General features: G+C 62.4%; 14 protein-coding genes. 10 read left to right on the top strand and 4 right to left on the bottom strand.

Going from position 1 to position 12,492, the window contains the following annotated elements; translation table 11 throughout:
• Positions 1 to 25: 25 nt before the first annotated feature.
• The 3 genes from MTR64_RS09270 to MTR64_RS09260 are packed head-to-tail and all read left to right on the top strand — an operon-like array spanning position 26 to position 2,369.
• Positions 26 to 1,201, top strand: coding sequence for an aromatic ring-hydroxylating oxygenase subunit alpha (locus MTR64_RS09270; RefSeq protein ID WP_243993092.1), 1,176 nt, complete (start codon positions 26 to 28; stop codon positions 1,199 to 1,201).
• 20 nt (positions 1,202 to 1,221) lie between these two features.
• On the top strand, positions 1,222 to 2,013 hold the full coding sequence (locus tag MTR64_RS09265; protein ID WP_243993090.1) for a sugar phosphate isomerase/epimerase family protein: 792 nt from the start codon (positions 1,222 to 1,224) through the stop codon (positions 2,011 to 2,013).
• Positions 2,014 to 2,015: 2 nt separating this feature from the next.
• Positions 2,016 to 2,369 (top strand): EthD domain-containing protein, encoded by a 354-nt coding sequence (locus tag MTR64_RS09260; protein ID WP_243993087.1) that lies wholly within the window; start codon positions 2,016 to 2,018, stop codon positions 2,367 to 2,369.
• A gap of 32 nt (positions 2,370 to 2,401) precedes the next feature.
• Here the strand turns inward: MTR64_RS09260 and MTR64_RS09255 are convergent, their stop codons facing one another.
• From MTR64_RS09255 to MTR64_RS09245, 3 genes are all read right to left on the bottom strand, one after another.
• Positions 2,402 to 2,842, bottom strand: a complete 441-nt coding sequence (locus MTR64_RS09255) for a nuclear transport factor 2 family protein (protein ID WP_243993085.1) — start codon at positions 2,840 to 2,842, stop codon at positions 2,402 to 2,404.
• 13 nt (positions 2,843 to 2,855) lie between these two features.
• Positions 2,856 to 3,542: an SDR family oxidoreductase gene (locus tag MTR64_RS09250; protein WP_243993083.1), complete on the bottom strand. Its 687-nt coding sequence runs from the start codon at positions 3,540 to 3,542 to the stop codon at positions 2,856 to 2,858.
• Positions 3,543 to 3,668: 126 nt separating this feature from the next.
• Positions 3,669 to 4,346 (bottom strand): TetR/AcrR family transcriptional regulator, encoded by a 678-nt coding sequence (locus tag MTR64_RS09245; RefSeq protein WP_243993081.1) that lies wholly within the window; start codon positions 4,344 to 4,346, stop codon positions 3,669 to 3,671.
• 182 nt (positions 4,347 to 4,528) lie between these two features.
• Here MTR64_RS09245 and MTR64_RS09240 point away from each other — a divergent pair, with 182 nt between their 5' ends.
• The 6 genes from MTR64_RS09240 (at position 4,529) to MTR64_RS09215 (ending at position 11,168) form a co-directional block, all read left to right on the top strand.
• On the top strand, positions 4,529 to 6,748 hold the full coding sequence (locus MTR64_RS09240) for a TonB-dependent receptor (protein WP_243993079.1): 2,220 nt from the start codon (positions 4,529 to 4,531) through the stop codon (positions 6,746 to 6,748).
• Positions 6,749 to 6,768: 20 nt separating this feature from the next.
• On the top strand, positions 6,769 to 7,320 hold the full coding sequence (locus MTR64_RS09235) for a nuclear transport factor 2 family protein (RefSeq protein ID WP_243993077.1): 552 nt from the start codon (positions 6,769 to 6,771) through the stop codon (positions 7,318 to 7,320).
• Between the two features lie 12 nt (positions 7,321 to 7,332).
• Complete coding sequence (locus MTR64_RS09230; RefSeq protein WP_243993075.1) at positions 7,333 to 8,658, top strand: aromatic ring-hydroxylating oxygenase subunit alpha; 1,326 nt, start codon at positions 7,333 to 7,335, stop codon at positions 8,656 to 8,658.
• A gap of 53 nt (positions 8,659 to 8,711) precedes the next feature.
• Positions 8,712 to 9,230: a VOC family protein gene (locus MTR64_RS09225; protein WP_243993073.1), complete on the top strand. Its 519-nt coding sequence runs from the start codon at positions 8,712 to 8,714 to the stop codon at positions 9,228 to 9,230.
• A gap of 71 nt (positions 9,231 to 9,301) precedes the next feature.
• A complete protein-coding gene (locus MTR64_RS09220; RefSeq protein ID WP_243993071.1) occupies positions 9,302 to 10,651 on the top strand; it encodes an aromatic ring-hydroxylating oxygenase subunit alpha in 1,350 nt (449 codons plus the stop codon).
• An 82-nt stretch (positions 10,652 to 10,733) separates the two neighbouring features.
• Positions 10,734 to 11,168 (top strand): nuclear transport factor 2 family protein, encoded by a 435-nt coding sequence (locus tag MTR64_RS09215; protein WP_243993069.1) that lies wholly within the window; start codon positions 10,734 to 10,736, stop codon positions 11,166 to 11,168.
• Between the two features lie 20 nt (positions 11,169 to 11,188).
• On the opposite strand, the gene MTR64_RS09210 is transcribed toward MTR64_RS09215, so the two are convergent.
• On the bottom strand, positions 11,189 to 11,551 hold the full coding sequence (locus MTR64_RS09210) for a putative quinol monooxygenase (RefSeq protein WP_243993067.1): 363 nt from the start codon (positions 11,549 to 11,551) through the stop codon (positions 11,189 to 11,191).
• Positions 11,552 to 11,708: 157 nt separating this feature from the next.
• Here MTR64_RS09210 and MTR64_RS09205 point away from each other — a divergent pair, with 157 nt between their 5' ends.
• Positions 11,709 to 12,476, top strand: a complete 768-nt coding sequence (locus MTR64_RS09205; RefSeq protein ID WP_243993065.1) for a glucose 1-dehydrogenase — start codon at positions 11,709 to 11,711, stop codon at positions 12,474 to 12,476.
• Positions 12,477 to 12,492: the final 16 nt, after the last annotated feature.

Genomic DNA, 12,492 nt, shown 5'->3' with positions numbered 1-12,492 from the left:
TCAGAACCAAATCCGGGAGAAGACCGTGGATCGCGTAAAGCACCTTGGCGATGTTGCTGAAATCATGCTCGACTATGTCGAGAACAAGAAGACGTTCCAGACTGACAAGCCGGTCCGGGTGCCGTCGAGCAGCTATACCGACAAGGATCAGTTCAAGGCAGAGATGGAGCTGGTGTTCAAGCGCACGCCGCTGATGCTCGCCTTTACAGCCGAAATGCCTAATCCCGGCGATTACAAGGCAATGGAGGCGGTCGGCATGCCGGTGCTGATCAGCCGCGACAAGCAGGGCAAGGTCCGCGCCTTCCTCAATGTCTGTTCGCACCGCGGCGCGCCTGTGGCCGAGGGCAAGGGCAACTGCGCGCGCTTCACCTGCAAGTACCATTCGTGGACCTACGGCGCCGACGGCAAGCTGATCGGCATTGCCGAGGCGAGCACCTTCGGTGACGTCGACAAGTCCGATCTGGGCCTGCGCGAACTGCCCTGCGAGGAGCGGGCGGGGATGATCTTCGTGTGCCTGACGCCCAATGCGCCGATGGACCTCGATGCCTATTTCCGGGGCTATCTGGAGGATTTCGAGGCGCTGGACTTTGCCCACTGGACCTACCTCGGTAACCGCACGATCGAGGGCGCGAACTGGAAGATCGCCTTCGACGGCTATCTCGAAGGTTACCACTTCAAGTCGCTTCACCCCGACACGATCTTCCCGCGCACCCCTTCGAACACCACGCACTACGAAGGCTTTGGCCCGAACATGCGCATCGGCTTTCCGCAGCATACAATTGCCGAACAGCTCAAGGATGTGCCGCGCGAGGACTGGGGCAAGTGCGAAAACAACGGGTACGATTTTGTCCGCATTTTCTTCCCCAATGTCTCGATCTTCATCGCTCCGGAAATCACGCAGGTGGCTCAGCTTTTCCCCGGGCCGACGCCTGACAAGAACCGCACGGTGCTGAACTATCTGCGCCGCGATCCTATCAAGGACGAGGCTGACCGCGAAGCAGTGGAAGGGGCCATGAACTTCTTCCGCGACGTGACCTATCAGGAAGACTACGTCATCGGCCTGCAGATCCAGAAGGGTCTGGAATCGGGCGCGCATGACGATCTCGTGTTCGGCCGCAACGAGCGCGGCAACCAGTACTTCCACGAATGGCTGAACTGGTATCTGGAAGACGACGCCTCCACGCCTGAACCGACGATGTAACCGCGGCCGGGAGAGGGCGCATGCACAAGCTGTCACTGGCCTCGGGCGTCCTTCCCGAATTCGGGGCAGTCGATGTCGTCGAGGCGGCGGCTGCGGCCGGATTCGACGCGGCAGGCCTGTGGGTCGATCCGGCGGAATGGACCGCGCAGGACACCCGCGAAACGCGGGCCGCGCTTGCGCGCACCGGCATGCCGGTGCTCGATGTGGAGGTCATCTGGATCAAGCCCGATTCCGTGCTCGACGATCATCGCAAGGTGATCGACGTCGGCGGGGAACTGGGCGCGGCGAATGTGTTGTGCGTCTCCTCCGATCCCGATCATGGCGTCACGGCGGACAGGCTGGCGGCGTTGTGCCGCCACGCGGAAGGCTCCGGCATGCGGGTAGCGCTGGAGTTCGGCATCTTCACCGAAGTGAAGAACCTGACGCAGGCCTTGGCAGTGCTGGAACGGGTAGGCCATCCGCTGCGCGCAGTGCTGATCGACCCGATCCATGTGGACCGCTCTGGCACGAGCGTGGAGCAGATCGCTGCGATCGATCCGACACTGCTGCCTTACGCGCAGTTTTGCGATGCCCGCGCGCAGCGGCCCGATCCGGCGGACTTCGATGCCGTGATCACCGACGCCATCGACTTGCGTGAACCGTGCGGGGAGGGCGTGCTGCCGCTCGCGGCCCTGTTGCAAGCCCTGCCTGCGGACATTCCGCTTTCGCTGGAATTGCGCAGTGCGGCCTTGCGCAATGCCTTTTCGCATCCGGCGCTGCGGGCCAAGGCCGTGCTTGAAGCGACCCGGAGCTGGATGGACGCACTGGCGTGACCGTGACGGTCATAACTCTGCTCAAGCGCCGTGAGGGAATGAGCCGGGAGGCGTTCCGCGCCTATTACGAGAACAACCACCGGCGGATCGGCGAGAAGGTGCTCGGCGGGTATGCCTCCCGTTATGTGCGCCGCTATCTGACGCCGACCGACGGGATCGATCAGGATTTCGATTTCGATGTCGTGATGGAAATCGACTTTCCGGACGAGGCCACGCGCGATGCCTGTTTCGCCGCACTGGGAGATCCGGAAACCCTGGCCATGATCGTCGAGGACGAAGAGAAGCTGTTCGATCGCAGCCGTATCCGGACTTTCAGCGTTACCGAAAGCGTTTCCGATTTGCCGCCGCCGGCCTGAGCAGCCTCGCTGTTCAGGCCGGGCAGGCTTGTTTAGCCCACATCGTTGAGGATCGACCGGTACGACCGGCGAGTGAACAGCCAGCGACCGTCGCGCTTTTCCAGTTCGTCGTCGTAGCGCCCGGTGGTGCGGGTGCGCTTGCCGGTTTCGGGATCGTCAAAGATCTCGATGGTGTAGGCCACGGTCTTCGCATGGTCGCCGTCGATCTCGATCGAGCCGGGCTGCATGAAGTAGATCATCGGCTTCGACATATCGTCGAGACCGTAGCGCTCCATCGATGCGGTCCACGCAGCAACGATTGTTTCCTTGCCGGTGAAACCGCCGAGGTCGGGGTATTCGGGCAGGTCCCAGAAGGCATCCTCGGCCCAGATCGAGCCCCAGAGCTGCGGGTCCTTTGACATCACGCCGTGGGCGTGGGTGTCCATCAGTTCGCGGATGGCAAGGCGGTCTTCCACTGGTCCGGTAAAGGCCATGGCAGCGGTCTCCTCAGCGTGGGTGAACTTCACCGTTCCACTTGTAGAAGCCGCCGGACATGTCCTGCGTCAGCCCTTCGGTGAGCGTGCGGATGCCGGTTGCGCTTTCCTCGACTGTCAGCTCGGCATCGGGGCCACCCATGTCGGTTTTCACCCAGCCGGGGTGGACGCTGATCGCGATAATTCCGCGATCGGCCACACCCAGTGCCACTGCATGCATGAGCTGGTGCACGGCGGCCTTTGACGCGGCATAGGCTTCATAGCCGGGATAAGGCCATGTCGAGGCACCGACCTGGCTGCCGAAGGTGACGACGCGCGATCCCTTGCCGAGGCGCGGGAGGAAGGCCTGGAAGGTGCGCATAGGGCCGTTGATGTTGATGTTGAACACCTCACTCCATTCGGCGAAATCGGCGCTTTCGATTTCCGGGCCGACCTGACCGGGCACGCCCGCGACATTGTAGAGGATGTCGATTGGCGCATCGCCTGTGTCAGCAGCCCCGTCCTTGACCGAGGCATCGTCGGCCACGTCCATCGCATGGACCGTCACTTTGCCGTCCGACCCTGCCGCGAGCGCATTGAGCGCGTCCGCACCGGCGGGATTACGCACCAAGGCAAACACCTGGTCGCCCTTGGCGAGGTGCTGCTTGACGAGTTCGAGCGCAATGCCGCGCCCGGCTCCGGTGATTGCCACGTTTGCCATGGGGAGTCCTTTCCTCGGTCCTCTCGTCGATCAGGTGCCGTTCGATTCTGGTTTGAGGCCGAAGTCTGGAAGACAGGGGCGGTGCGGGCTACCTCTCTTTTGTGAGAGCGCTAAGGAATTCTGCGATCAGCGCGTCTCGTAAAGGTCCTGCATGGTTCGCGCGGCGAACCGGCGCAGGCGTTCCATGCGGTCTTCCGATCCGAACACGGGGCCATGCAGCAGCATCCCCATGTGCATGGCGCTGGTGAAATCGTTGGCCAGCTTCAGCAGGTCCCAGTGGTCTTGCCACTGCGGAAAGGCTTCGATCATCTCGCTGGTCCACACCTCGTCGTAGCGGCGCGCGGCGGGGTGGAAGATCGCGGCCAGCTCGCCGTCGGTGCGGGCCGCGACCGTGAGTTCCAGCCAGGCCGAATAATCGCGGGTCTGCACCGAGCGCCAGTGCGCCTCGCAGGCCAGCTCGATCAGCGGTTCTCCCTGCCGGTTCTCGACCGCCTCGAAGTAGTCGGCGAGGAACGTGCGCATCCGGTGATAGACGACATGATCGACGACTGCCGCCACCAGTTCCATGCGCGTGGGGAAGTGGTGATGCATGGCGCCGCGAGAAACGCCCGAACGCGTGGCGACTGCTGCTGTGGTGAGGCCGGGGTATCCGCTCTCGACAAGGCAATCGACGGCAGCCGAGACAAGCCGGTCGCGCATCTTGGCGCTCTTGCGCTGTTGCCACTTGGCTGGAGGCTCGGCCTGATGATCGGGCTGAAGCGCGCTGAGCACACGGTCGCGTATCGCAGTGGTCTGGTTTTCCATGGACTCCAGATTCGCCTCCCGCACACTCATTGCACCACCTAGCCAAATTCGCAGGTGGGCCGGAAGAGAATAAGCTAGCATAAAAACCGGCAGATGAGTCGGTTTATTTGCGGCCGGCTCGCTGGGGCCGTATACCGCACAAGAATGATGCGGCCGGTCCAGGAGAGGGGAGAACCTGAGGAATGACGTCCGCATTCAAGAACCGTTTGCCATACCTGCTTGCGGGTACCTGCATGGTCATGTCCGCGCCTGCTCTGGCGCAAGAGCAGACGGCGCAGGAAGCCGATACCGGTGGTCTGAAAGAGATTGTCGTTACTGCGCAGAAGCAGGCCCAGAGCCAGCAGGACGTGCCGATTTCGGTCACGGCGGTTACCGGCGACTCGCTTGCGGAAGCGCAGGTGAACAACATTGCCGACATGTCGAATTCGATCCCGAACGTGCAGATCAACACGTTCTCGAACTCGCCGGATTCGGCGGTGTTCACGATCCGCGGCGTCGGCGTGAACGATGCCGACCCCTATGTCGGAACGACGGTATCGGTCGTGGTGGATGGCGTGGTCGTCGGCGTGAATACGGCGGCTCTGCTGTCGCTGTTCGACATCGACCGGGTGGAAGTGCTGCGTGGCCCGCAGGGCACGCTGTTCGGTGCCAATACCACCGGTGGTGTCATCAATGTGGTGACAAAGCAGCCGACCGGCGAACTCGGAGGCGAGTTCGAGGCCGTGTACGGCAACTACAATCATCTTGAACTCAACGCTGCCGTCAATTTTCCGATCACCGAGAACCTCTCCGGCAAGATCTCGATGCTGCACAATTCGATGGACGGCTATTTCCGTAACGTCGCGGACAACCGCCGCATCGGCGAGCGCAACATCACCACGCTGCGCGGCTATCTGAAGTATGAGCGGGACAATTACGACGCGACACTGATCGGTGAATACGTGCGCAGCCGCAACGGCTCGCAGACAGGCGTCGTCGTTGCCGGGCCGGGTGAGCTCTTCTACGTTCCGGGCCAGACGACCGATCCGTTCTCGTTCAAGCGCGGGCTCAGCTATGACCAGCCCGACGCCAACGACCGCGATTCCTATGCCGTCACGCTTACGCAGAACCTGTCGTCCGGCATCGGCGATCTGACCTCGATCACCGCCTATCGCGAATATGACAACGATCTCTATTCGGACGATGATGGCACGACCAACGTCTGGCTTCAGACTCATCGCCATATCAAGCATCACCAGTTCAGCCAGGAACTGCGCGACCTGGTCGACCTGACGGACACGACCCGGCTGATCGTCGGCGGATACTATTTCCGCCAGCATTACACGCTGGATCAGCAGGGGAAGCTTGACGGCTTCCTGCCCGGCCTTGGCCAGCCGCAGACCCAGGAGCAGACCAACTGGTCGATCTCGGGCTTCGCTCAGCTCTATCAGCAGATCACGCCTGACCTGCGCCTGCAGGCGGGTATCCGCTACGCACATGAGAAGACCGACGCGGTCTCGACGACGGCCAACACCTTCAATGCTTCAGGCGTCTCTACGTTCAACGATCCGATCATTCCCGGCAGCCTGATCGTCGCGAGCGGCAAGAAGGCCTGGAATAACGTAGGTTGGAAAGTCGGACTGGACTACAAGGTTAACCCGGACGTGATGCTTTACGGCTACTACGCTCGCGGCTTCAAATCGGGCGGTTTCACCGGACGCATCGCGGTTGCCGAGGACATCGGGCCGTTCAACCCGGAAAAGCTCGATACCGTTGAGGCCGGCGTCAAGGCGGACCTGCTCGACAAGCATCTGCGCGTGAACCTGGCCGCGTTCTACAACTGGTATTCCGACATGCAGGTGGTGCAGAACATCACCTATCCCTCGGGTGCCAACTCGGCCGCGATCGCCAATGCCGGCAGCGCGCGGACCAAGGGCTTCGAGCTGGAGGTGACTGCGGTGCCGGTCTACGGCCTGACGTTCAGCGGCTCGCTCGCCTACCTCGACGCCAAGTACAAGGAATACGACACGCAGGTGCTCGACCCCACGACGGGCGGACTGGTGCCGGCGTCCTATGCCGGCAACAGCCTGATGAACTCGCCGAAGTGGAATGCATCGTTCGGGGTGAACTGGAAGCAGCCGGTGGCGGGCGGAACGCTGAGCACCAACGCCCAGTACAGCTACACCAGTTCCAAGTTCACCAGCTACACCAACCTGCCGATCGAGCGGGTCGGTCCTGTCGAGCTGGTCAATGCCAGCATCAACTGGGGCCCGGACAATGCGGGCTGGAAAATCGGCGCATATGGGCGCAATCTCTTCAACGAAAAATACTTCAACCAGAAGCTGAGCCTGGCCGGGATCGGCACGCTCGCATCTCTCGGAAGCCCACGCGAATACGGCGTGAACTTCCGGTACAGCTTCTGAGGGAAGAGGAGAGGCTGGCGATGGCAACGGTCGCGGACAGCAGGTTCGACCTTGAAGCGGAAATCCACGACCTTGCAGCACGCCGGGACATCAACGACGCGGTGCAGCGCTACATGCGCGGGCTCGACCGGCTCGACGCGGACCTGCAGCGGAGTGCCTTCCATCGGGATGCAGTCATCGACTGCGGACTGATGAAAGGCGGCGTCGATGAGTTCGTCACCTTCGCGCAAGGCCTGCTCGCCGGAATGGATGCCACGCATCACCTGCTCGGGCAGGTGCGCATCGAGCTGAATGGCGAGACGGCGCTGGGCGAGTGCTACTTCCAGGCCTGGCACCGCACCGTTGGCGAAGACGACGGTGTGCGGGACCTGTTTATCGCCGGGCGCTACGTCGACGAATACGCCTGCCGCGATGGCGAATGGCGCATTTCGGCCCGCACGTTGGTGACCGACTGGGTCAAGGACGACCCCGGTTCGCTCGATTTCTTCGTCGCCAATCCTTCTGCCCCGCGCGGTGCTCGGGGCGGTGCGGATTTCAGTCAGACCCGTTCCAGCCCCCCCGGCAAGACCTGAAAGGAAGCCCCCATGAACATCCAGAGCAAGCCCTCGCGCTACTCGCCCAAATTCGACATGCCGGTGCGCGGCGATACCATCACCGCCGACCGCTACATCTCGAAAGAGTGGATGGACGCGGAGATGAAGAACCTGTGGCCCAAGGTCTGGCACCTTGGCGGGTTGATCGCCGAATTCGAGGAACCTGGCGACATCGTGCGCCACAACTTCGCCAAGGAATCGGTGATCATGGTCAAGCAGGACGATGGCTCGATCAAGGCCTTCTACAATTCCTGCCCCCACCGCGGTAATCGCCTGATCCTGGGTGAACAGGCCGCCGTGCCGCGCATCACCTGCGCCTATCACGGCTGGACATATGACCTCGACGGGACGCTGTCCAAGGTACAGGACCCCGACGATTTCGAGGGTGGCAGCCCTTGCGGCAAGGTGCACTTGTCCGAACTGCGCTGCGAGACCTGGGGCCCGTTCGTGTTCTGGTGCATGGACGATGACGTGCCCGCGCTCGAGGAATGGCTCGCCCCGTTCCCCGAACGCCTGAAGGGTTACGGCCTCGATAACTGGGTGCGCGTGCTCAAGCTCTCGGCGGATGCGGACTTCAACTGGAAGATCATCCGCGACAACTTCAACGAGAGCTATCACCTCCCGACGATTCATCCGGAACTGGCGACCTTCATCAATGACGGCCTGCCCGACACGCTGTTCGAGATGTACCCTTCGGGCCACAACTCGATGTGGATGAAGGGCCATCAGGCCACCACCCGCGTCGATTACCACACGACCGAAGTCCCCGCGCCGCTCGACGACGTGGCCCGCGCCTGGGAAATCGACCCGGCTGAATACAATGGCCGCACCGGCGACCTGCGCGCGGCGATCATCGAGGCAAAGCGCCGTCTTGGCCCGTCGCGCGGCTTTACCAGCTACGAGAACATGAGCGACCAGCAACTGGTGGACTATTTCCACTGCACGCTGTTCCCCAATCTCACACTGACCATGAGCCCCGAGCAGCTGCAGGTCCTGCGCACCGAGCCGCACCCGACCGATCCTGAAAAGTGCGTGTTCCAGCACTGGTGCCTCTATCCGCCGGTCGAGGGCATGGACGAGGTCGTCACGCCCATCGGCAACGCGCCGCTGGAGCACGACGCGGTGGCGCGCCACTCCGTCTATGGCGATGGCGTCAGCTTGGGCTTCGTGGCCGATCAGGACCTCTCGATCGGCACCAGCCAGCAGCAGGGCCTGAATTCACGCGGCTTCAAGGGCTGCATCCTGCCCGGCCAGGAAAAGCGCATCCAGCGCTTCCACGAACTGCTCAACGACTACGTCAACGGCACTGAAGCCTGAGGATTGGAGTAAAGGATATGGTTCCCGTTGCCGGCGTTCCCGGAAAACACATCATGCAGGTCGCGATCATGGTCGACGACATCGAGACAGCCTGCGCGAACTGGACGAAGACGACCGGCATCGGACCGTTCCTGCATGTGCCGCACGTCAAGCTCGAAGAGTTCGACTACCGCGGCACGAAAAGTTCAGGGCTCGATTTCTCGGTCGCCATCGCCCAGTCGGGCGGTGTGCAGATCGAACTGGTGCAGCAGCATAGCGATGGCCCTTCCGCCTATCGCGACACGATCGCGAAGGGGGAAGGGGGCTTCCACCACCTGGGCGTCTATACAGACGACTACGATACGGCTTACGCCAGTTACATCGATCAGGGCTTTGTCGCCGCGGTCGACGGGATCTTCGGCGGCTATCGTTTCAGCTACATCGATACCAGCAAGGCGATCGGCTGCATGATCGAGCTGATCGAGGCGAACCCGGCTCAGACCGACTTCTTCGAACGCATCGCCGCCGCAGCCGAAGGCTGGGACGGCGTGACCGATCCGATCCGCCCCGGCTTTCCTGCCGTGGTCGTATAAGCACGCAAAAACAAAACAAACCAACCACCCGGCGCGCCGGGGAGAAGACCGGGACACAAGGAACGCAGATCATGGCAACCCGTTACCTCGATACCCCGACCAAGTCCGACACCTACCCGACCCACCCCGACGCGCAGTTTCCGAAGGCGCGGGGCGATGCCATCACCGGCGACCGCTATTACTCCAAGGAATTCGCCGAGCGCGAATGGGAGCACATGTGGAAGCGCGTGTGGCACGTGGGCGGCCGCGAACGCCAGCTTGAGGAAACGGGCGACTTCATCGTTCACAACTTCAAGCACGAATCCGTCATCATGATCCGTCAGGAAGATGGCTCGGTCCGCGCCTTCTTCAATGTCTGCCTCCACCGCGGCAACCGCCTCGTCAATGTCGAGGAAGGCGGCGTCGCGAAGCACCTGACCTGCCCGTACCACAACTGGAAGTGGAACATCGACGGCGCGCTCGACGAGGTGCAGGACCCCGAGGACTTCTCCAGGGGCAACCCGTGCGAGAAGCTGCGCATGAAGGAACTTCCCTGCGAGACCTGGGGCGGGTTCGTCTTCTACAGCTTCGATCCCAACGCGCTGCCGCTGATGGAATACCTCGATCCCATCCCGACGCTGCTCGGCAACCGCGACCTGAAGAACTGGAAGCGCGTCGTGTGGCTGACCCTGCGCGTGAACACCAACTGGAAGTTCGCCAGCGACAACTTCAACGAGAGCTACCATATTCCGGCGGTGCATCCGCAGTTCCAGCCGATGATCGACGATCACTACTCGACGACGATCTTCGAGATGTATCCCAACGGGCACAACCGCATGATCGAGAAGCTGCAGCCGTCGAGCCGCTACGAAACGTCGGTCAACGTGATGCCGCTCTGGGCCGACGTGCTCAAGGAATGGGACCTCGATCCCGCCGAGTTCGAAGGCAAGGCGCAGGAAGCGCGCATCGCGCTGCAGCAGGCGCGCCGCACACTCGGCCCGCAGCGTGGCTATCACTACATGGCCCAACTCTCGGACGATGAACTGACCGACCAGTTCCACCATACCGGTTTTCCGAACCTCACGCTGACCGGCACGCCGGAAGGCCTGCACATGTTCCGCACCGAACCGGATGCCGAGGACCCGAACTGGTCGACTTTCGATTACTGGTACATGGTGCCTGAAGTCGAGGGCATGAACGAGGTCGCCACGATCTATGGCATGCAGCCTTTCGAGGAAGCCGAGCACAAGACCGACCTGTTCACCAACGCCGGTGACCTGCTCAAGCAGGGCGACTTCCTCGCCCAGGACCTCTCGCTGGCAGTGACGCAGCAGCAGGGGCTGCGCTCGATGGGCTTCCAGCAGGCCTACCTGGCCGACCAGGAGGAACGCATCAGCCGCTTTCACGAAGTGATCAACGACTACCTCGAAGGCCGCCGTTGAGGCCTGACGAGGTTCCCTCGGGCCGACCGAATCCCCCTCGGTCGGCCCACCTACCTATACGCATGAGAGAGGATTTCCCGACATGACCGTCGCCTGCCCCGTAGAGGACCGCCTTGCCATTCAGGACCTTCTGATTGCCTATGCCCATGCGGTCGACAGCCTGCATGACATCGACGGCATTTGCGATGTCTTCACGGAGGATGCAGTGTTCGACCTCTCGGGCATCAACTTCCCGAGCCTCAATGGCCATGGCGAGATCCGCAAGTTCTTCGAGGACACCTTCGCCAACATGTCCGCGCATGGCCACTACCTCACCAACTTCGCGATCACGTCCTATGAAGGCGGCACGGTCGGCAGCAAGGCCTCGATCCGCGCCTATGTGATCGGCATGGGCAAGTACATGGCGGGCGGCGGGATTACCGTCAATGGCCGCTACTACTTCGACGTGATCCGCACCGAGGCGGGCTGGAAGGCCACCCGCTACACGATGGACTTCCTGATCCCGATCGAGGCCTGACCGGCGTGCCGGAGTGGCGCTCAGTCGGTGAGCGTCACTCCGAAAATCTCGCGGCGCGGCCAGCCGTCCTCACCATAGACGGCTTCAACGCCGTTCACCGAATAGATCAGAACCCCGAACCCGGTGAGTTCCCACTGATCGAGATGGGTGCGCATGGCGAGGTAGGACGGGTCGCGGAAGTGGTGCAGGAGGGCTTCCTCGCTTTCCCATTCCTCGTAGACGTGGATCTTGCCCGGTTCCAGCGGATCGACTGCCCAGTTGTAGGCAACACAGCCATGTTCGGCGCGACTGGCGGCGATGTGGTCTGCGCCGCCGGTGATGATCCGGCTGCAGGTTTCGGCGTCACCGGCGTAAGTCAGCCAACCGGCCACGATGATGCGCATGAAGGGTATCCTCTCTCGGTTGGATGTCTTGGCGCAACGCTAGGAAGAGCATCGCCGGGCCGCCTCTGGCACTTTGCACAGGTGAAAGGCGGGACGAGGCGGCGTCCAATCGCCACGGGAAATTTCAAGGCGTCACAGTGCGCGAGGAGAGGATCGGATGACCGGAAGAATCGAAGGCAAAGTTGCACTGGTGACCGGCGCGGCCTCCGGGCTGGGCGAGGCGATCGTGCGCCGCTATGCCGCCGAAGGTGCCGCCGTGGTGCTGGCGGATATTGACCGGGCAGCCGGTGAGGCGCTGGCGGCGGAGCTGGGCGGAAGCGCCACGTTCGTCGCGCTGGACGTCACGCAGGAGGACCAGTGGGTCGCAGCCTTTCAGGCGGCCGATGAGCGGCACGGCAGGCTGGACGTGCTCGTCAACTGTGCGGGTATCACCACCGTCGGGTCGGTCGAGGATCTCGCGCTCGACGGATTCCGGCATGAGCTGGACGTGGACCTGCTAGGGCCGTTCCTGGGCTGCAAGCATGGCATCCCTCTGCTGAAGAACGCGGCCGGGGAGGGGGGATCGGTGATCAATATCGCCTCGATGGCGAGTATCCGCGCCGAGCATTACCTCGTCGCATACAACGCGGCCAAGGCAGGGGTGACGCACATGACCAAGTCGGTCGCGCTGCACTACGCCAAGGCCGGGTACGGTATCCGCTGCAACTCGGTGCATCCGGGCGTGATTCACACCCCGATCCTCGACAAGGTGCTTGCGCAGGCAGCAGATCCGGACGCGCTCTATGCGGAATGGCTGGCACTGCACCCGGTGGGCCGGATCGGCAGACCGGAGGAAGTGGCAGCGCTGTGTCTCTATCTCGCCAGTGACGAGAGCGCATTCGCGACGGGTGCGGAGTTCGTTCTGGACGGGGGATCGTCGCTGTAAATCATCGTCATCCCGG

The sequence above is a fragment of the Novosphingobium album (ex Hu et al. 2023) genome (genome assembly GCF_022832385.1).
In the GTDB taxonomy this organism is placed as follows: domain Bacteria; phylum Pseudomonadota; class Alphaproteobacteria; order Sphingomonadales; family Sphingomonadaceae; genus Novosphingobium; species Novosphingobium album.
Note: the sequence above shows the minus strand (reverse complement) of the source record. Positions and strands in the feature narration are given on the sequence as shown.